This window comes from Salinicola avicenniae (assembly GCF_023736115.1).
Taxonomy (GTDB): Bacteria; Pseudomonadota; Gammaproteobacteria; order Pseudomonadales; family Halomonadaceae; genus Salinicola; species Salinicola avicenniae.
In genome coordinates this window covers 18,487-36,894 of the sequence record NZ_JAKQZC010000002.1, presented here as the reverse complement: position 1 = coordinate 36,894, position 18,408 = coordinate 18,487, and the positions used below count along the sequence as shown (strand labels likewise).

The window sequence follows — 18,408 nt, the reverse complement described above, 5'->3', positions numbered from 1 at the left end:
GCCGAACGCTTCAACCCTTGGTCGTAGGTTGGGTCGCGCGGGCGCCGCGATCCCGTCTATCGGCGTGGGTTTCGCCGGTATCGCGCTCGGCCGCGCTTTCGAGATGCTCGACCAGCTGCCGGGCGATCAGCGGCAGCGCGTCAAACTCTCGCATGCCGATGACCAGTTCGCGCTCGGCCCAGGCATCGGAGAGCGCCACCGTCGCCAGGTCCAGGCTGGCGCGATACGTGGCCACGGCGCGTGCCGGAAGAATGCCGATCCCCATGCCGCGATCGATCATGCGGCAGATACCTTCGAAGCTGCGAACCTGTATGCGCATGCGCAACGGCCGTTCCAGGCGCTGGGAATCGGTCTGCAGCAGCGCGTGTAGCGAGGAGTCCTGCTCGAGCCCGATGAAGTCGTAATCCAGCGTGTCGGCGAAGGCGAGCCGGGCGTGCTGGGCCAGCGGGTGCGAGCGCGACGTCACCAGTACCAGACGGTCGTGTCGATAGTGGCGCGTGATCAGCCCGGGCGCGGGGATATGTGCGGAAAAGATGCCGATATCGGTCAGGCCGTCGCGCACGGCGGCGATGATCTCGTGGCTCAAGCGTTCCTGCATATCGATGCGGATCTGCGGATAGCGCCAGGTAAAGTCGCTCAGGTCGTCGGGCAGGAACTCGATCACCGCCGAGGTATTGGCATGCAGGCGGACATGGCCGCGAATGCCAATGCTGTACTCGCTGAGATCGGCGTTGAGATGATCCAGGCTGTCGAGCATATGGCGAGCGTGGTGTAGCAGGGCGTGGCCCGCCGGCGTGAGCTCGACCCCGCGCGGCCGGCGATAGAGCAGCGTGGTCGATAGCTGGCTCTCCAGGTCGCTGACGCGCTTGCTGACTGCCGCCAGTGCCAGGTGTTCGCGCTCGGCGGCTCGGGTCAGGCTCTTGAGATCGGCGATCGCGACGAACAGTTTCAGGGTGACGAAGTCGAGTCGTTTCATGCCGCGGCGGGTTCCTGGTGAGCGTCGGTCCAGCCTATCCCAGCTTTCGCGAACAGCGAAGCCTCGCTTGGCGATTGTCCAATTGTGGGCCGGGGGGGCCTGAAGGCAAGCTCGGCGCACCAGGCTTTGTCGCGAGTCACCGCATTGACCGCGTCCCACCGAGTTCATGAACAGGAGACAGCGTATGGCCGCCGAGGCATCTTCATCTCAAGGGTCGTCGTCTCAACGGTCGTCATCTCAAGAGCCGTCATCACAAGGGGCGTCATCCGCGAACGCGCAGGCGCTCTCCGGGCTCAAGGTCGTGGAGCTGGGGCAACTGATCGCTGGTCCGTTCGCCAGCAAGCTGCTGGGGGAGTTCGGGGCCGACGTCATCAAGATCGAGCCGCCCGGTACCGGCGATCCGCTGCGCAAGTGGCGCGTGTTGAAGGAGGGCACGTCGCTGTGGTGGCACGTGCAGACCCGCAACAAGCGCTCGCTGGCGCTCGACCTGCGCAGCGAAGACGGGCAGGAGGTCGTGCGTCGGCTGGTCGACGAGGCGGATATCGTGATCGAGAACTTCCGCCCCGGCACGCTGGAGAAGTGGGGGCTGGGCTGGGAGGCGCTCAGCGCCCGCAACCCGCGGCTGATCATGGTCCGCATCTCCGGCTACGGACAGACCGGGCCGTATCGGGATCGCCCCGGCTTTGGCGTCATTGGCGAGGCGATGGGCGGTCTGCGCTACCTCTCCGGACATCCCGAGCAGCCATCGGTTCGCGTGGGTGTCAGCCTTGGCGATTCGCTCTCCGCGCTCTACGGCGTGATCGGCGCGCTGCTGGCCCTGCAGGAGCGCCAGCGCAGCGGCCAGGGGCAATACATCGACGTGGCGCTCTACGAATCCGTGTTCGCTATGATGGAGAGCCTGATCCCCGAGTACGACGCGGCGGCGGTAATCCGCGAGCCCAGCGGCAGTGCGCTGCCGGGCATCACGCCTTCCAACGCCTATCCCTGCGCCGGCGGCGACTACGTGCTGATCGCCGGCAACGGCGACAGCATCTTTAAGCGTCTGATGGGCGCCATCGGCCGCGAGGATCTGGCCGAGGATTCACGCTTTGCGCACAACGACGGCCGCAGCCACCACGCCGGGCTCATCGACGACGCCATCGCCGAGTGGACCCGGCAACACCCGCGCGACTATGTGCTTGACGTGCTCGAGAGTGTGCATGTGCCGGTGGGCTATCCCTACACGGCGAAGGATATCGTCGCCGACCCGCACTACCTGGCGCGCGACATGATCGAGACCATTCGTACCGCCGAGGGCGATTCGCTCAAGGTGCCGGGGGTCCTGCCCAAGTTGAGCCGAACGCCCGGGCGCATCGAGGGTGGTGGCCCGGCGCTGGGTCAGCACACCCAGGACGTGCTCGATGAGCTCGGTATCGACCGTGAGACCCAGGCTCGCCTGCGAGAGAGAGGAGTGATCTGATGACGCCTTCCCACGATCGGTCCCGCGTATTCATCAACGAGGTCGCCCCGCGCGATGGCCTGCAGATCGAATCGCGGTTCGTCCCCACCGAGGAGAAGATTCAGCTGATCGATGCGCTGTCGCAGACAGGACTGGCGAAGATCGAAGCGACCTCCTTCACTTCGCCCAAGGCGATCCCCAACCTGCGTGATGCCGAGGCAGTCATGCAGGGCATCGGGCGGGTGCCAGGGGTCGGCTATGTCGCGCTGGTCCCCAATGAAAAAGGCGCCGAGCGCGCCCTGGCCTGCGGTGTCGACGAGATCAACCTGGTGCTGTCGGCCAGCGACAGCCATGGGCTCGCCAATCTGCGCATGACCGCCGACGCATCGCTGGTCCGCTTCGCGGGTATTGTCGAGCGGGTTCGCGGCAGCGGGGTCTTCATCAACGCTTCGATCTCCACGGCGTTCGGCTGCCCCTTCGAAGGCGAAGTGCCGTTCAAGCGCGTGCTGGCGATCACCGAAAAGCTGCTGGCGCTGGGTGTCGAGGGCATCTCGCTGTGCGATACCACGGGTATGGCGAATCCGCGTCAGGTGGCGGATCTGTGTCGCGAAGTCCGCAGCCGCTGGCCGTGGCTGCCGGTCACACTGCACGTGCACAACACGCGCGGCATGGGGCTGGCGAATGCACTGATCGCCTGGCAGAACGGCATCACGCGCTTCGATGCCGCGCTCGGTGGGCTGGGCGGTTGCCCCTACGCCCCCGGCGCCACGGGTAATGTCTGCACCGAGGATCTGGTTCACATGTTCGCGCAGATGGAGGTCGAGACCGGCGTCGATCTCGAGCGCCTGGTCGCGGTGGCCGAACGCCTGCCAGCGCTGGTCGGGCACGACGTACCCGGCCAGGTGGTCAAGGCGGGGCTGGCGACACGGCGCTATCCGCTGCCGTCGTCCCTGTCGGAGGCAACCTGAGCCGGATGCCGTTTGCCGCGACGGCGGCCGGTTGTCAGTCCCGGTTGTGCACGCGTTGCCCGTTGGTCCAGGTGGCGGCCACCGTGCGGTCATCGCCGAGCATCATCAGCGCGAAGAGTCGCTCGGCTAGAGTGGAAGTCTGGGAAAGGCGGCGTGACAGAAGCGGCGTGGCGTCCGGGTCGAGGACCACGATGTCTGCCTCGTAACCTGGCTGCAGCGAGCCGATCTTGTCGGCCAGATGCAGCGCGCGGGCGTTGCCGAGCGTGAGCCGATAGAAACCCTGCCAGCCGGTCAGCGGTTGGCCAAGTAGCGCGCCGACCTGATAGGCGCCCTGCAGCGTGCCAAAACCGGAGAGCGAGGTGCCGCCGCCGACGTCGCTGGCCAGCGATGTCGCGACACCGGCCTCGCGGCAGGCCAGGCGGTCCATCAGGCCACTGCCGAGAAACAGGTTCGAGGTCGGGCAGAAGGCGATGTTCGCACCCTGCTGCGCCAGCCGTCGGCGCTGACCATCGTCGAGATGGATGCCGTGAGCGAAAGTGCTGCGCGGGCCGACGAGATCGTGGTCCTCGTAGACGCCCAGGTAGTCTCGGCTCTGCGGAAAGAGCTCCGATACCCAGGCAATCTCGCCTCGGTTCTCGGAGAGGTGAGTTTGCAGATACAGGTCAGGGGCGTTACGCAGCACGCCGCCGACGGCGTCGAGCTGCGTGGACGTGGACGTCGGCGCGAAGCGGGGTGTCAGCGTGTAGGCGAGCCGGTCACGGCCGTGCCAGTCGGCGATCAGGCGTTCGCTGTCGCGCACGCCGCCGAGCGTGTCGTCGGTCAACTCGGCGGGCGCGTGGCGATCCATCAGCACCTTGCCGGCGATCATGCGCAGCTGACGGCGACGAGCGGCAGTGAAGAAGCTGTCCACCGAGACGGGATGCGACGAGCAGAAGACCTGGGCCGTGGTCGTACCGGCGCGCAGCATCTCGTCGAGAAAGCGCTCGGCGGCGGTCTCCGCGTGGGCGCGCTCGGCGAACCGGCATTCGGCGGGGAAGGTGTAATCGTTGAGCCAGTCGAGCAGTTCGCGGCCGTAAGATGCCATGATATCGAGCTGCACGTAGTGCACGTGGCTATCGATGAAGCCTGGCATCATCAGCTTGCCCCGATAGTCGACGTGCTCGGTGTCGGCCGGCACGCGCGCGGCGAGGGCAGCATGGTCGTCGACGGCGTGGATATGACCGTCGACGATCCAGATCGCGCCGTCCTCCCGGTACAGGGTGGTGTCGGCCAGCGGCGTATTCTCTTCGCCGGGGTCGTCCAGACAACTGAAGAGCGGGCCGCGCAGCAGTCGGTGAGTGGCGGTCATGGCAGATCTCGGTGGCGTGGGTGGTGGCATCTATCGACGTCGGTCGTATCGGACGCGGCCGCCGGGCTCGTGGGGGGCAGCGGGACAAAGGCATCGCGCAGACGCGCTGGCGGCACGCCGCGCCGGTCGGCCAATGCGGCGTCGTCCCCCCGCGGAGCACGCGGTGTCTCGCGACACAGCGTAAACAGCTCCGCGGCGACGCTGATGGCAATCTCCTGCGGGCGCTTGCCGTGGGCGCCGGCGATGCCAATCGGGCAGCGGACTCGCGCCAGCGCGGGCTCGCTGGCGCCGGTTTCCCTGAGGCGGCGGCGGAAACTGGCCCATTTGCTGTCGGAGCCGATCAGCCCGAGCGAGGCGAGGTCATCGCGCGCGATCAGCGCCGCGATCAGGTCTCGATCCTGCGCATGGTCGTGGGTCATGACACAGACATGGCTGCCGGGCGCGACGGCCGCGATGGTGTCGGCCAGCGAGTCGGCGTCGTGCCGCCAGCGCCGGGGGCGAATGCGCTCGGGCAGCGCCTCGGCCGAGGCAAAGGCTTCGTCGCGGGTATCGAACCAGTCTATGCGCCAGGGCAGCGGCCGCAGCAGGGCGACCAGCGCCTGGCCGACATGGCCGGCACCAAACAGCGCCAGGCGCTGTTCCGCACCGGGGAACACTTCCAGCAGCACGTGGACGAAACCGCCGCAGCACTGCCCTGAGCGCCCGCCGAGGGGGAAGGCTTCCAGCTGAACCCCGGCAGCGATCGGCTCGCCCGTCAGTCGCTCGCGCGCCAGGTCGATGATCTGCTGCTCGAAGTGGCCGCCGCCCAGGGTGTCGGCGACAGTCGTTCGCGTGATCACCAGGCGCGCCCCCGGTTCGCGTGGGGTGGAACCTGCGGCTCCCACCACGGTGGCCAGCGCGTGAGGCTCGCCCGCCTGTTGCAGCCGATGCAGCGCGGCGTGCCAGGTTTCGCCGGTAGCGTTGGCGCTCATGACGACGAGGCTCCCGGGCCAGCTGGCATCTGGCGCAGCGCCTCCGCGGCCATCAGCACGCGCTCGGGCGTCGCCGGGGTATCCAGCGCGGGGCTGACGCGATAGTCGACAAGACTGGAAAGGGCATCGCGCAAGGCCGACCAGACTGACATGCAGAGCATGAAGGGCGGCTCGCCCACGGCCTTGGAGCGGTAGATGCTCGCCTGCGAGTTGGGATGTCCCTCGAGCAGTTCGACGTTGAAGACCTGCGGCAGGTCGCCGTAGGTCGGGATCTTGTAGGTCGCCGGACCGTCCGTCATCAGGCGGCCGGCGTCGTTCCAACGCAGTTCCTCGCTGGTCATCCAGCCCATGCCCTGGATGAAGCCGCCTTCCACCTGGCCACGGTCGATTGCCGGATTGAGCGAGTCGCCGACGTCGTGAAGGATGTCGACTCGCTCGACGCGGTATTCGCCGCTCAGCGTGTCGACGCGCACTTCGCTGACCGAGGCGCCGTAGGCGAAGTAGTAGAACGGTCGGCCCTGGCCGCTGTCGCGGTCGTAGTGAATCAACGGCGTGGAGTAGAAGCCGGTTGCCGAGAGCGAGACCCGGTTGAGGTAGGCGGCCTGGACCAGCTCGCCCCACGGCAGTGAACGGGTGACCTCGCCGACCCCGGCGACCAGTTCGCCATTGAGCAGCCTCAATCCTTCCCGGTCGAGCGCATAGTGCTCGGCGGCGAAGTCGAACAGACGCTCGCGGAGTTGGCTGGCGGCATCGCGAGCGGCCATGCCGTTGAGGTCGGCGCCGCTCGAGGCCGCGGTCGGTGAGGTGTTGGGCACCTTGTCGGTGCGCGTGGCACTGATGCGTACCGTATCGAGATCGAGCCCCAGCTCCCGTGCCACGACCTGACATACCTTGGTGTGCAGCCCCTGGCCCATCTCGGTACCGCCGTGGTTGATCATCACGCTGCCGTCGGTATAAACGTGCAGCAGTGCGCCTGCCTGGTTGAGGTGCTGGGCGGTAAAGGAGATGCCGAACTTGACCGGGGTCAGTGCCAGCCCGCGCTTGATGACCGGGCTGTGACGGTTGAACGCGGTGATCGCCTCGCGTCGTGTCCAGTAGTCGCTGCTCGCTTCCAGGCGTTCGATGATCTCCGCCATCAACGGGTGCTGGTCGACCGCCTGCCCGTAGTGGGTGGTCTCGCGCCCGGCGCGGTAGAGATTGCGCTTGCGTACGGTGAGCGGATCCAGCCGACGATGACGCGCGATATCGTCCATCGCCCGCTCGATGATCATCATGCCCTGTGGGCCGCCGAAGCCGCGAAAGGCGGTATTGGAGGCGGTGTGCGTGCGGGCGCGATGGCCGGTCACACGGGCCGCGCCCAGCGAATAGGCGTTATCGGCGTGAAACATGGCGCGATCGACAACCGCCTCGGAGAGATCCGGCGAGTGGCCGCAGTCGCCAATGAGCGTGATGTCGCCGCCAAGCAGCACGCCGTCGTCGTCGAAGCCGAGGCGATAGCGGTTCTGGAACGGGTGGCGTTTGCCGGTGGCGCGGGTGTCCTCGGCGCGCGGCAGGCGCAGGCGCACGGCACGCCCGGTCCGCCGTGCGAACAGCGCCGCCATGCAGGCCCAGGGCGCGGCCTGGGTCTCCTTGCCGCCGAAGCCGCCGCCCATGCGTCGATTTTCCACGGTGACCGCATGAAAGGGGATGTCGAGCACCTCGGCCACCAGCTTCTGGGTCTCGCTCGGGTGCTGGTTCGAGGTATGAACCACGACGCCTTCATCTTCGCTGGGCAGGGCGAGACACGCCTGCCCCTCGAGATAGAAGTGTTCCTGCCCGCCGACGAACTGTTCGGCCGTCAGGGTATTCGGCGCCTCGGCGAGCGCCTGATGCCAGTCGCCGCTGACCTGCTCGTGACTGGGGCGGGCGAACTCGCCGGCGTCGGTCGCGGCGACGGGGTCGAGCTGCGCGGGCAAGGGTTCGATCTCGACCGAGGCTGCCTGTACGGCAAGCCGAGCGGCACGGTAGCTGGTCGCGGCGACCGCGAACAGCGGCTGGCCGACGTAGCTGACGATCTCTTCGGCGAACATCGGATCGCCGGGGAATACCGGGCCGATATCGCGATGGCCGGGAATCTCGGCGGCGGTGATCACATCGATCACGCCGGGCGCGCGACGAACGGCTTCAAGATCGAGACGTGTAAGGCGACCGTGGGCGACCGGGCTCAAGCCGGCGATGGCGTGCAGGGCATCGCCCGGGGCCGGCAGGTCGTCGATGTAGCGGGCGCGGCCCGTGACGTGCTTGATCGCGCTTTCGTGCCGGTGGGCATGTCGATGCCTGTGCCGGTCAGGGGCGTTATGTGACGGTGTTGCCGTCGTCTTGCCGGGTACGAGACGCTCGCGCGCGACGGGCTCGTCGCCTTCGAGACGGCCGACGGTCGCGCCGTGTTCGATCTCTCGGGTCAGCACGTCCTGGTCGCCGGCCGCGGCGGTCTCGTGACTTGGGGTGGTCTCGGAGCTTGAGGCTGTCTCGGGCCTCGCAGCGGAAAAGGGCCGCTTAGTGAGCGTACGCATCGAGCATCACCTCCATCGCGTTCTGGATGACGTGGCCGGCGTCCGTCGCTATATCGGCATCGCCATCGAGCGTCAGGCGCCAGCGTTCGAGCAGGTTGGCGGCGGCGGCTAGGCGATAGTCGGCCGAACCGCGCGCATCGGTCATCGGCGTCAGCGACGTGTGTAGCGCCTGCTTGGCATGGGTAAAGGTGTCCCGCGTAGCCGATTGGCCCTCCAGCGTCGCCTCGATGGCCGGTACGCGCAGGGGGATCGCCGCCATGCCGCCAAAGGCGACGCGGACGTCACGCAGTCGATCGCCATCCTTCCGCCAGCGGAACACACCCAACAGAGTGGAGATATCGTCCTCGCGACGCTTGGAGAGCTTCCAGACACGCAATCTGAGATCGGCGTCAGGGCGTGGCAAAAAGATCGACGCGATCACCTCTCCGGGCGCCAGCGCGGTACGTTTGTAGTCGAGGAAGAAGTCTTCCAGGGCCATCTCCCGCTCGCCCGCGGTACTGACCAGTCGCAGTCTGGCGCCGAGGGCCAGCAGAACCGGTGGCGTGTCGCCGATCGGTGAGGCATTGGCGATATTGCCGCCGAGTGTGCCGCGGTGGCGAATCTGGGCCGACCCGAGTCGTGTCAGCAGATGGGCGAAGGCGGGATAGTGCGTTGCCAGCAGCGGCTCCAGCTCGTGATAGGTGAGGGCGGCGCCGATCCACCAGCCATCGTCGGCGGCATCGAGCTGGCGCAGTTCCGCCACCCGCGTCACGTCGATCAGATCCTCGAGCGGCTGCAGGCGCTGCGTGGTCTCCAGCCAGAGATCGGTGGCGCCGGCAACGAGTCGCGCCGCGGGGCGTTCGCGCAACAGGCGTATCAAGGTCGCGAGATCCGCCGGCATGGCGTAGCGCCCGGCGGTTGCCGTGCCGTGCGGCGCTTCGCTCGGGGTATCGCTCGGGGTATCGCGCAGGGCGTCGTGCGGAGCGTCGGCCGTTGTCTGCACTTCCGTCGAGGGAGCAGACGTGGCGCTCTCGGCCGGAGTGGTCGCCGCCAGCGCGCGCAGCCTCGTCGCCAGCGTGGCGTCGTCCGCCCAGGGCGGCCGCGTATCCGGCTGCGAGGCCATGGTCAGGGCCGCGTCACGAATCGGGCGATAGCCGGTGCAGCGGCAGAGGTTGCCGCCGAGCGCGGCTTCCAGTCGGTGGTCGTCGAGTTCGCGATCCGGATGGGCGCGTTGCGCTTCGTGCAGCGCGAACAGCGACATCACGATGCCTGGCGTGCAGAAGCCACACTGACTGGCGTGGCAATCGACCATGGCCGATTGGGCCGGGTAGAGTGCGTCGCCCTGCGCCAGCCCTTCGACGGTGACGAGATGGCAGCCCTGTAGCTGATGAGCGGGTGTCATGCAGGCATTGGCGGTACGGTAAACCAGGGTGTCGCCGGTCGCCGCTTCGGGCTGTGCGATCGCTACGGTGCAGGCGCCGCAGTCGCCGCAGGCACACCCTTCCTTGGTGCCGCACTGGCCCAGGTGGTTGCGCAGCAGCTCCAGCACGCTGGTGTCCGGCGTCGCCGCTTCCCGCCGGGGTTCGCCGTTGAGATAGAACTCGATCATCACGAAATCCGTCAGTCGCTTTTCGGGTTTGTCATTGTCTTTTTGTGGTTCGACTCGGCAGTCCGGTCCCAGCACATCGCTTATCGCCACCGAAGCCGAACGGCAGGTCGTCGAGCGTCGGGTCATCGAAAGGTCCGCTCAAGATCCTGACCGATCGGTCAACTTCTGCATAGCGTCTGTGATGTTGGTGTCGTTGGCAAGTCCCTGGTGGACCGATGTCACTGCTGAGATGTTGCGCCTGGATTCTCAGCATAGCAGCCGGGTGCTTCAGGTCGGTGGACGTACGATATCCTCGTGCAGATGCAAACATTCTGCTCGCCGCCGGCCTGGCAATGCTACCGTAGAGGCGGAAGACCCCGGCGTTGGGCGGGTCGTGACAGCAGGCGACTGTCGTGGCTTGATCGGACCGTTGTCCGGGGGCACGCGGGGGAGTCTGGAAGTCATCGAGGGAGAAACGATGAATGATCTGAAACTGCCCGAGAGCAGTGTGAGAGTGCGCAACGAACAGCGTATTCTGGATGCGGCGGAGTCCGTGTTTGCCTGTCATGGCTATCGCGGTGCCAGCTTGCAGGCGATTGCCGCCGCGGCCGGTCTGCCGAAATCCAATGTTCTCTATTACGTCGGCAGCAAGCGCAAGCTCTATATTCAGCTGCTGGAACGCACGATGATGCGTTGGAACGCGGTGCTTAGCGACATCAGCGTCGATGACGACCCGGCCGAGGTGCTGGAAGCGTTCATTCGCAGCAAGATGGCGTTGAGCCGCACGCATCCGCAGAGTTCACGGCTATTTGCCAACGAGATATTGCAGGGTGCGCCGTTTCTTCAAGCGTCGCTCAAGGGCGAGATGCGCGATTGGGTGCTGTCCCGCGCGGCGATCTTCGATCAGTGGGCCGCGCGAGGGCTGATGGACCCGATCGATCCCGTCTGGCTCATCTTCCTGATCTGGTCCGCGACGCAGCACTACGCGGATTTCGAGGCGCAGATCGTCGGCATCACCAACCGGGCCGAGCTGGACGACCGCGATTTTGCTTCGGCGACGGATTTTCTCTGTCAGGTGATCCTGAAAGGTTGTGGCGTGACGCGTGTCCCGTCGCGCCTGCCCGAGGCGTGAATCGGCGCTGCGAGCTTGGGCAAGGCAACCATCGCAGTCAGGATCTCGACGACCGGAAGACGCCGCTGAATGTCTATACCGAAGGAAGAAAATGAGAAGGGCGTGATTGGCGTCGGTGAGATGAGGGCTGCGTGACCGGCGGATGGCCTATCGCGGACCCGATATTCGGAAGCGAGTCCTTTCGCGCTCGACCTCCTGTCGAGTCTCTACCATGAGGGCCGGCAACGTCCTGTTGCTCTGCTGTCGATCCTTGGGCCATTCCCTGTGCAATCCTTGGCTCGACGCTCGATCCCTGAGGTCGCTTTCCTGCTCGTTGGCGTCCTGCCTGCTTCATCATATCTGACCGATGGGTCAGATATCGATGCTATTTCGTGCAAAAACCTGCACGTTTACGCAACGCTACGTGTCCCGCGTTAGCGCCTTGGTTAGCGCCCGCACAACACCTTGATTCGATTCAGGTTCGCGGATCGAATGCGACGCTACGAATCAGGGCGATAACTCGATCGCCCTCGGCCAGTTGCAAATCATCACACGCCTCTCGCGTGAGGCGGGCCCGCAGGCGCTGCCGACCGACGCTGAGCCTGACTTCGTTGATGCTTGGGGACTGCGTCGAGCGGGCGATGGCCTCGATCCGGGCGCTGACGCCGTTGCGATAGCTGGTGCCCCGGGGCATCTCGCGCGCCAGGGCGACATCGCGCACGCCGATGCGCAGCGAGACCGCGCTGCCCGGTGGCTGCGCGACACGCGGTATCTTCAATGGCTGGCCATCATCGAGCATGACCCGGGTCAGGGCGTAATGATCGTCATGATCGACCACGCTCGCCTGTAGCCGGGTGGCGGCATCGAAGCCGCCCAGTCGATCGGTCAGGTCCAGGCGCATCATCAGGTCGTCGAGCGCGCCGTGGGCGACGAGCCGGCCGCTGTCGATCAGCGCGAGGTGATCGGCGACCGCGACGATCTCCGCGGGATCGTGACTGACGTAGACCACCGGAATATCGATCTCCCGGGTCAGCCTCACGATATAGCGCAACAGCTCCTGCTTGCGCTCTCCATCCAGCCCGGTCAGCGGTTCGTCCATCAGCAGCAGGCGCGGCGCGGTCAGCAGTGCCCGACCGATGGCGACGCGTCTCGCCTCGCCGCCGGAGAGCGTGCCGGGTAGCCGGTCCAGAAGAGGCTCGATGCCGAGCAGATTGACGAGGCCGTCGAAGCGCCCCCGGGCCGAAGCAGGCATACCGTAGGTGAGATTGCCGCGCACGCGATAGTGCGGAAACAGGCGCGCCTCTTGAAAGACGACGCCCAGCCCGCGGCGGTGAGCCGGCACATGGAGACGGCGCGAGACGTCCGTGAGCTTACGCTCGCCGAGCTGGACCCGACCGTCGTCGGGGCGGTCGAGGCCGGCGATCAGGCGCAAGAGACTGGTCTTGCCGCTGCCCGATTGGCCGAACAGCGCGGTGACGCCGCTGCCCGGCACACGGAGGGAGAGATCGAGCGTGAAGTGGCCCAGACGCTTGCGCAACTTGCAGTCAAGCGCACGCGCGTCGGCCTCGGGCGCTGTCGGTTGATCGTCGGGCACTGTCTGTTGATCGTTGGGTGTCGGCTGCTGCGGCGTCGGTGTCATCGTCGTCACTGGTCGCGCTCCTGCAGGCGCCGCCGGGCGCGGCGCGCCAGCCATTCCGAGGCCAGCAGCGAGAGCATGGCGATCACGATCGATAGCACGCAGAGGCGGGCGGCGGCGGCTTCACGGCCGGGCGTCTGAATCAGTGTATAGAGCGCCAGGGGGAGTGTCCGCGTCTGTCCGGGGATATTGGAGGCGAACGTGATGGTAGCGCCGAACTCCGACAACGCGCGGGCGAAAGCGAGCACGGCGCCGGTCAGCAGTCCGGGTATGGCCAGCGGCAAGGTAATGGTGAAGAGCACCCGTAGCCGATTGGCACCGAGGGTGGCAGCGGCCGCTTCCAGTTTCGGATCGACCGCTTCCAGCGACAGCCGCACGGCACGCACCAGCAGCGGGAAGGCCATCACACCGCCGGCAACGGCAGCGCCCTGCCAGGTAAACGGCAGCGAGAAACCGGTTGCCTGGTAGAGCCACTGGCCCAGCCAGCCGCTGCGGCCGAGGGACAGCAGCAACAAGTAGCCGACCACCACCGGGGGCAGGACCAGCGGCAGATGCAGCAAGCCATCCAGCAGCGATTTGCCCCGAAAGTCGTGGCGCGCCAGCAGCCAAGCCACGGCCACGCCGGGGATCAGAATCCAGCCGACGGCGCTACCGGCGATCTTCAGGCTCAGCGCAATGGCCTGCCACTCGGCGTCGGAAAGCACGGCTAGCGACGTCTCATTCGTCGTCGGCCGGTGTGAAGCCGTAGTCGGCGAAGATCGACAGGGCGTCGTCACCGCTTAGCCAGTCGCGAAAAGCCTCGGTGGCATCGCTCGGCGTTGGCGAGATCACCGCCAATGGGTAGGTGATCGGATTGTGGCTGTCGGCGGGGAACACGCCGACCTGGCGTACCTGATCGCTGGCCTTGGCATCGGTCTCGTAGACGATGCCGAGCGGGGCTTCGTCGCGTTCGACCAGCGCCATGGCGGCGCGCACGTTGTCGCCGTTGGCCAATCTCGGCTCGAGCGTCTCCCATTCGCCGATCGCCTGCAGCGCCTGCTTGGCATAGATGCCGGCGGGCACGTGGCTGGTCTCGCCGACCGAGAGGCGGCCTTCGTCGCCGAGCTGCGAGGCGATCGTGGTCTCACCACCGGGGGTGAAGTCGGCGATTTCGCGCTCCGCGGGCGCGATCAGCACCAGGCGATTCTTGAGCAGGTCGGTGCGCTGGCTGACCGGCATGTCCTGATCCTCCAGCCAGTCCATCCACTGCTCGTTGGCGGAAATGTAGACATCCGCCGGCGCGCCGCCGGCGATCTGCCGGGCCAAGGTGGAGGATGAGGCATAGACCGGCACGATATCGACGTCGTGGTCGGTTTCGTAGGCCGCGATGGCGGCGTCCATGGCATCGGTCATCGAGGCGGCGGCGAACACCTGCACGCTATCGGTGGCATGGGCAGTGAGTGCCGTGGCGGAGAGCGGTAGGGCAACGAGCAGCGTTAGCAGGCGGTGCGGTAACGGAAACGGTGAGGGCACGACTTTCTCGCTATGTCTGAATGGAAATAACGGGAAGTCACTATAGCCACTCCGGACAGTGAGGTCGAGCCGGGGATCAGTCGTTATCGGTTGAGGCCGCGTCTTTTGCCGCGCTGGTTTTTGAAGCGCCGGCGTCCCGAACGCTGTCAGCCGAGGTGCCACGATTCGAGTCGCCGTCGGGCTGCTCGATAGGCGTCAGGGCGGCCATCAGCGCCTCGCCTGCTGGATCGCGAGCGAGGGTCGCGGTCAACTGGCGGTAGTGGGCGATCAACTCGTGTCCCAACGGGGTCAGCTCGGCGCCGCCGCGCCGGGTGCCGCCGATAGCCGTGGTGACGACCGGCGTGGCGCAGTGGCGGTTCATGGTGTCGATCAGTTGCCACGCTTTCTTGTAGCTCAGGCGCATTTCGCGGCAGGCGGCCGAGATAGAGCCATGCTGATCGATCGCCGCGAGCAGGTCGATCTTGCCCGGGCCGATTACGATTTCGCTGTCGGCGACCAGGCGTACCTGAAAGCGTGGCTTGGGGTGGTGAGTGCGGGTCATGGCGGCCTCTGTCGATATCGACTCCGTTGTAACACGAGAAGCGGCGCGATGGCGTGTCGAACGGTCCTGCGTTGCCCGGTAGTCCGTTAGCCCGGTCAGTGCCCCGGGTCGATGCGACGACACGGGGCGCGGCGGGGCTAGCTCAGGTCGGTTCGACGACGGCACTGGCCGGGCGGCGGTGCCAGCGAACCGCGTCGATGGCGAGAAAAGCCAGCAGGCTGATCCCCATGACTGGCAGTGCGATCCCGAAAGCCAGTGCCACCAGGCCGATCCCGAGCCGCAGGCGCCAGCCGAGCTGCCGGTAGATCTCGAACAGGGTCCGAGAGGCCGTCGGGCCAGCCGGTCGTCGTCGCCACCACATGGCGTAGCCCCAGCACACCAGCGTGGCGAGGGAACCGGCGAAGGCGATCAATACCAGCTGATTGGGCAGGCCGAAGAGCACGCCCATGTGCAGATCGATGCCCCAGCGGGTCAGCTTGGCGGCCATTGGAAACGTGGTGAAGTCCGTGCGGTCGGTGACCGAGAAGTCACGCGGATCGAGCGCAAGCTGGTCGACCTCGGTGGGCCATTCGCGGCCGATCTCGCGGATTTTCCAGGCCTGCCCGGGTCCAGTGGGTGGTGTCATTTCGATCTTGTCGGCCGTCAGTCCCGCGGCGCGCGTCGCGGCGTAGGCTTGGTCGTAGGCGGTCAGTGCAACGGTCTGTGCCGGGTCCATTGGCATGGTGGCATGATGCCCTGCGTGCGGATCGGTCGACTGCGCCGCCTGCGCGGACAGATCGGTAGATACGCTTGGCGTGCCCCAACCCCAGAGATGGCGCAGTTGGGCGATATTGCCGCCAGCGTGCTGCGACCAGGTCAGCCCCGTTGCCGAAAAGAAGAGCAGGCCGACGAGAGCCACGAGCCCCAGCGTGGCGTGGCGGCGACGCAGACGTGGCGCCTTGGGCTCGGAAGGCAGACCGGGCCTGGCCTCTGATACGGCATCGAGGTGGCCGCTCGCGCGTCGTCCCCGGCGCCTCTGCCACCAGAGGAAGCCACCACCGAGGGCGGCGACCCAGAGCCAGGAGGCGGCCAGTTCGCTGTAGAGTCGCCCGATATCACCGAGCAGTAGGCCGCGGTGAAACTGATCGATGGCGGTGCGCAGCGGCAGCACGCCGCTGGTGCCGTAGACCGGCATGTCACCCCGGATCGCCAGGGTGACGGGGTCGACGAAGAGGGCGAGATGCTCGGACGCCCCATAGTCGTCTCCGGCGAACATCACGCGAGTGGTCTGGCCTGGCCCCGGCGACGGGCGGACGGCGGCCGCGGGCTGGTCCAGACCCGATGCCGCCTGGGCGGCGGCGATCTGGCGGGACAGGGCTTGAGGAGAGCCCTGGCTATCACTGGTCAGCGCCTCATGGTAAAGCCAGTTCTCGAGCTGCGGTGTCAGCGCGTAGGCGATGCCCGAGAGCGCGGCGACCAGCAGGAAAGGGCCAACGAACAGGCCGATATAGAAGTGCAAGCGCGTTATCAGGTCGGCGAGCAATTGCCGGGTGGGGCAGCGCGCGTTAGCGGCGTCGTTTGTCATCTGAGGCTCCGGTGTCACGACGTCGGATATCGGCCCGCGTTGGCGGGGCGATACCGGGAAGGCGCTCGATCGCCTCGGACGTTTCGGGGGAAAGCGTCGCGGCAGGTGCTCAGCGATCGGCGCCGGAAATCAGGCGAGCGATACCGGTCGGGGAGGGGGGGCGCGGGTTGCGTAGCGGGGATAGGCGGGTGCCGTCACCACGGCGCTCGGCGCGGCCGGCGTGGCAGCGTGGCGCGGCGGTGGCACGACAGGCGGGATGACGCGAGGCGGCGTCAGCCCTGGTGCGTGCAGGAACAGCTCGCAGTAGCTGCAAGCCGCCATGTGCCAATGGTGGCTTGCATTCAGGCCGCTGTGGGTTGCGTCAGCCTCTTTGGCGCTGTCGTGGGCGATACCATGAGACGTGCCAACGGTCATCACGCCGCCATGAGTAGGCGCCTCGAGCAGGCGCTGCGTCTGGCTGATCAACGGCCCGACGAACGCCATCGTCATCGCGAAAAGCGCGACAGCGGTTAGCGTGCGATACCATCGATGCAGCAAACGTGACAGGGTCATGACAAAGTCTGAAAAATGCCCAAGTACGAGAAACGGTGAATCGGAAATGGCGCTGGCCGCCCGGTGGGCCGCATTAGCGACGCACTGCGATGCATTCAGTCATCGATAGGTCGTAGCCGCGATGCCTCAGTCATGCGTCGGTGATGCGTTGACCATGTTGCCAAACGCTGACTGTAGCGTTCGTTCCGTACTAAACCAATGCCCGGTCGATCGCGGGCCAAAACCGCTCCTATAGAAAAGAGGCTTCATCAATGCCATCGAACCCTCGCAAGATACTGATCAGCGCCTGTCTGCTTGGCGAGGCAGTGCGCTACGACGGTTCCCACAAGCGCGTCGAGCATGCGGCTATTTGCCGCTGGCGGGACGAGGGGCGACTGGTACCACTTTGCCCGGAAGTTGCCGCGGGGCTACCGACGCCGCGTGCGGCGGCGGAGATCCGCCATGGGGATGGGGCGGCGGTCATTGCCGGTGACGCGGCGGTCTTCGACGAGGCTGGTAAAGACTGTTCGGTGGCGTTTCTCGAGGGGGCGTGGCTGGCGGTCGAAACCGCGCGTCGTCACGGCTGTCAGGTTGCCCTGTTGACCGAATTCAGCCCGTCCTGCGGCAGCCGGGCGATCTACGACGGCCGCTTCCGAGGCGAGCGGGTCGCGGGGCAAGGCGTGGTGACGGCAGCGCTGGAGGCTGAAGGGGTAGACGTCTATTCGCAGTACGAGATCGAGGCGTTGCAGGCACGGCTGTCACAACTGTCGGATGAACCGAACGACGTGCCGTGATGGTCTGTCTCAGCTTGCCTGCGCCTGCACGTCGAGACGATAGCCGTGCTGGTAGATGCTCTGCAGCCGGATCCCTCGGCGGCCATCGAGCTCAAGCTTGCGTCGCAGGCGGCTGACGTGGGTGTCGACCGTCCGCGTCGAGAGATCTCCCTTGTGGCCCCAGACCACTTCCAGCAGATGGGCGCGTGACAGGAGCTCGCCGGTGTGTGCGAAAAACAGGCTGACCAGCCGATATTCGCGCTCGGTGAGTTCGACGGGGGTCCCCGCCAGCGAAACCTGGCGTCGAGTGGTGTCGAGCTCGTAGTCGCCCAGTTGCTGTTGCACCGGCTCCTGGCGATGGCCGGTACGGCGGGCGAGAGCGTTGACCCGCGCGACCAGTTCGCGTGGCCGCAGCGGCTTGCCGAGAAAGTCGTCGGCGCCCAGTTCCAGCGCCTGCACCACGCTCTCCTCTTCCTGACTGGCAGTAATGAACAGGATTGGCCCTTTCCAGCCGTCATGGGTACGCAGGTGAGAAAGCACGTCCATGCCGCTGGCATCGGGCAGGTACCAGTCGAGAATGATCAGGTCGAACTGGTGCTGGGTCAGGCCGCGGCGGAACTCGCTGGCGCGCGAGAATCCCGTCATTCGGTGGCCGGCATCATCAAGGCAGATTTCGAGGAAAGCCTGTTGGTCCGGATCGTCTTCCAGCACACCGATGTGCATGGGGGCCGTCATGGTTGTCTCCCTGCCTTGAAGGTTTGCCTGGGCGCGGGTCCGGAAAAAGGCACCGCCGAGTGGCTGATTGCTGAGTGGTCCAACGTGTCAAGAGGGTGCGAGGCTGAACGCCATGGTGACACAAAGGTTCACAATTCGCCGCCTCGGCAATGTAGCGTGTTTTGGCGTCGAGGCAATCGTCGAAA

Annotated in this window: 16 protein-coding genes; 4 read left to right on the top strand and 12 right to left on the bottom strand. The window is 66.3% G+C overall.

Going from position 1 to position 18,408, the window contains the following annotated elements; genetic code table 11:
* Positions 1–10 precede the first annotated feature (10 nt).
* Entirely contained in the window at positions 11–976 is a 966-nt protein-coding gene (locus MC381_RS03755; protein ID WP_251976399.1) for a LysR family transcriptional regulator, read from the bottom strand.
* Between the two features lie 184 nt (positions 977–1,160).
* On the opposite strand from MC381_RS03755, the gene MC381_RS03750 reads away from it, so the two are divergent.
* Entirely contained in the window at positions 1,161–2,435 is a 1,275-nt protein-coding gene (locus MC381_RS03750) for a CaiB/BaiF CoA transferase family protein (RefSeq protein ID WP_264297422.1), read from the top strand.
* Positions 2,435–3,382, top strand: a complete 948-nt coding sequence (locus MC381_RS03745; protein ID WP_251976397.1) for a hydroxymethylglutaryl-CoA lyase — start codon at positions 2,435–2,437, stop codon at positions 3,380–3,382. Before MC381_RS03750 ends, MC381_RS03745 begins: the two co-directional genes overlap by 1 nt.
* Positions 3,383–3,416: 34 nt before the next feature.
* On the opposite strand, the gene guaD is transcribed toward MC381_RS03745, so the two are convergent.
* From guaD to xdhA, 4 genes are read right to left on the bottom strand one after another with little or no spacing between them, the layout of a single operon-like run.
* The gene (gene guaD / locus MC381_RS03740) at positions 3,417–4,730 is read right to left on the bottom strand and encodes a guanine deaminase (RefSeq protein WP_251976396.1); all 1,314 of its coding nucleotides are present in this window, start codon (positions 4,728–4,730) and stop codon (positions 3,417–3,419) included.
* Positions 4,727–5,701, bottom strand: a complete 975-nt coding sequence (xdhC, locus tag MC381_RS03735; RefSeq protein ID WP_251976395.1) for a xanthine dehydrogenase accessory protein XdhC — start codon at positions 5,699–5,701, stop codon at positions 4,727–4,729. Before xdhC ends, guaD begins: the two co-directional genes overlap by 4 nt.
* Positions 5,698–8,253, bottom strand: coding sequence for a xanthine dehydrogenase molybdopterin binding subunit (gene xdhB / locus MC381_RS03730; protein WP_251976394.1), 2,556 nt, complete (start codon positions 8,251–8,253; stop codon positions 5,698–5,700). The genes xdhC and xdhB overlap by 4 nt, the downstream gene beginning before the upstream one ends.
* Positions 8,237–9,841, bottom strand: a complete 1,605-nt coding sequence (gene xdhA, locus MC381_RS03725; RefSeq protein WP_251976393.1) for a xanthine dehydrogenase small subunit — start codon at positions 9,839–9,841, stop codon at positions 8,237–8,239. Before xdhA ends, xdhB begins: the two co-directional genes overlap by 17 nt.
* A 457-nt stretch (positions 9,842–10,298) precedes the next feature.
* Here xdhA and MC381_RS03720 point away from each other — a divergent pair, with 457 nt between their 5' ends.
* Positions 10,299–10,952 (top strand): TetR/AcrR family transcriptional regulator, encoded by a 654-nt coding sequence (locus MC381_RS03720; RefSeq protein ID WP_251976392.1) that lies wholly within the window; start codon positions 10,299–10,301, stop codon positions 10,950–10,952.
* A 454-nt stretch (positions 10,953–11,406) separates the two neighbouring features.
* Here MC381_RS03720 and modC read toward each other — a convergent pair whose 3' ends face one another.
* The 6 genes from modC to MC381_RS03690 all read right to left on the bottom strand — a co-directional run bounded on the left by modC (position 11,407) and on the right by MC381_RS03690 (position 16,736).
* The gene (modC, locus tag MC381_RS03715; protein ID WP_286009648.1) at positions 11,407–12,570 is read right to left on the bottom strand and encodes a molybdenum ABC transporter ATP-binding protein; all 1,164 of its coding nucleotides are present in this window, start codon (positions 12,568–12,570) and stop codon (positions 11,407–11,409) included.
* A gap of 5 nt (positions 12,571–12,575) precedes the next feature.
* Complete coding sequence (gene modB / locus MC381_RS03710) at positions 12,576–13,271, bottom strand: molybdate ABC transporter permease subunit (RefSeq protein ID WP_251976390.1); 696 nt, start codon at positions 13,269–13,271, stop codon at positions 12,576–12,578.
* 13 nt (positions 13,272–13,284) lie between these two features.
* A complete protein-coding gene (gene modA / locus MC381_RS03705) occupies positions 13,285–14,079 on the bottom strand; it encodes a molybdate ABC transporter substrate-binding protein (protein ID WP_251976389.1) in 795 nt (264 codons plus the stop codon).
* A 76-nt stretch (positions 14,080–14,155) separates the two neighbouring features.
* On the bottom strand, positions 14,156–14,620 hold the full coding sequence (locus MC381_RS03700) for a winged helix-turn-helix domain-containing protein (protein ID WP_251976388.1): 465 nt from the start codon (positions 14,618–14,620) through the stop codon (positions 14,156–14,158).
* 142 nt (positions 14,621–14,762) lie between these two features.
* Complete coding sequence (locus MC381_RS03695) at positions 14,763–16,184, bottom strand: PepSY-associated TM helix domain-containing protein (protein ID WP_251976387.1); 1,422 nt, start codon at positions 16,182–16,184, stop codon at positions 14,763–14,765.
* A 129-nt stretch (positions 16,185–16,313) separates the two neighbouring features.
* Positions 16,314–16,736 carry a DUF2946 domain-containing protein gene (locus MC381_RS03690; protein WP_251976386.1) on the bottom strand — a complete coding sequence of 141 codons (423 nt, stop codon included), beginning with the start codon at positions 16,734–16,736 and terminating at the stop codon, positions 16,314–16,316.
* A gap of 251 nt (positions 16,737–16,987) precedes the next feature.
* Here MC381_RS03690 and MC381_RS03685 point away from each other — a divergent pair, with 251 nt between their 5' ends.
* Positions 16,988–17,509, top strand: a complete 522-nt coding sequence (locus MC381_RS03685; protein WP_251976385.1) for a 2-thiouracil desulfurase family protein — start codon at positions 16,988–16,990, stop codon at positions 17,507–17,509.
* Positions 17,510–17,518: 9 nt separating this feature from the next.
* Here MC381_RS03685 and MC381_RS03680 read toward each other — a convergent pair whose 3' ends face one another.
* Positions 17,519–18,211, bottom strand: a complete 693-nt coding sequence (locus MC381_RS03680) for a response regulator transcription factor (protein ID WP_374708160.1) — start codon at positions 18,209–18,211, stop codon at positions 17,519–17,521.
* Positions 18,212–18,408 lie beyond the last annotated feature (197 nt).

Bases quoted from the DNA above. Each gene is read 5' to 3' on its own strand.
- MC381_RS03680 (WP_374708160.1), bottom strand. From the start codon at position 18,211: ATGCACATCGGTGTGCTGGAAGACGATCCGGACCAACAGGCTTTCCTC.
- xdhA (WP_251976393.1), bottom strand. From the start codon at position 9,841: ATGATCGAGTTCTATCTCAACGGCGAACCCCGGCGGGAAGCGGCGACG.
- guaD (WP_251976396.1), bottom strand. From the start codon at position 4,730: ATGACCGCCACTCACCGACTGCTGCGCGGCCCGCTCTTCAGTTGTCTG.
- MC381_RS03700 (WP_251976388.1), bottom strand. From the start codon at position 14,620: ATGACCCGCACTCACCACCCCAAGCCACGCTTTCAGGTACGCCTGGTC.
- xdhB (WP_251976394.1), bottom strand. From the start codon at position 8,253: ATGCGTACGCTCACTAAGCGGCCCTTTTCCGCTGCGAGGCCCGAGACA.
- modC (WP_286009648.1), bottom strand. From the start codon at position 12,570: ATGACACCGACGCCGCAGCAGCCGACACCCAACGATCAACAGACAGTG.
- MC381_RS03690 (WP_251976386.1), bottom strand. From the start codon at position 16,736: ATGACCCTGTCACGTTTGCTGCATCGATGGTATCGCACGCTAACCGCT.
- MC381_RS03750 (WP_264297422.1), top strand. From the start codon at position 1,161: ATGGCCGCCGAGGCATCTTCATCTCAAGGGTCGTCGTCTCAACGGTCG.
- MC381_RS03745 (WP_251976397.1), top strand. From the start codon at position 2,435: ATGACGCCTTCCCACGATCGGTCCCGCGTATTCATCAACGAGGTCGCC.
- MC381_RS03695 (WP_251976387.1), bottom strand. From the start codon at position 16,184: ATGACAAACGACGCCGCTAACGCGCGCTGCCCCACCCGGCAATTGCTC.
- xdhC (WP_251976395.1), bottom strand. From the start codon at position 5,701: ATGAGCGCCAACGCTACCGGCGAAACCTGGCACGCCGCGCTGCATCGG.
- MC381_RS03755 (WP_251976399.1), bottom strand. From the start codon at position 976: ATGAAACGACTCGACTTCGTCACCCTGAAACTGTTCGTCGCGATCGCC.
- MC381_RS03720 (WP_251976392.1), top strand. From the start codon at position 10,299: ATGAATGATCTGAAACTGCCCGAGAGCAGTGTGAGAGTGCGCAACGAA.
- MC381_RS03685 (WP_251976385.1), top strand. From the start codon at position 16,988: ATGCCATCGAACCCTCGCAAGATACTGATCAGCGCCTGTCTGCTTGGC.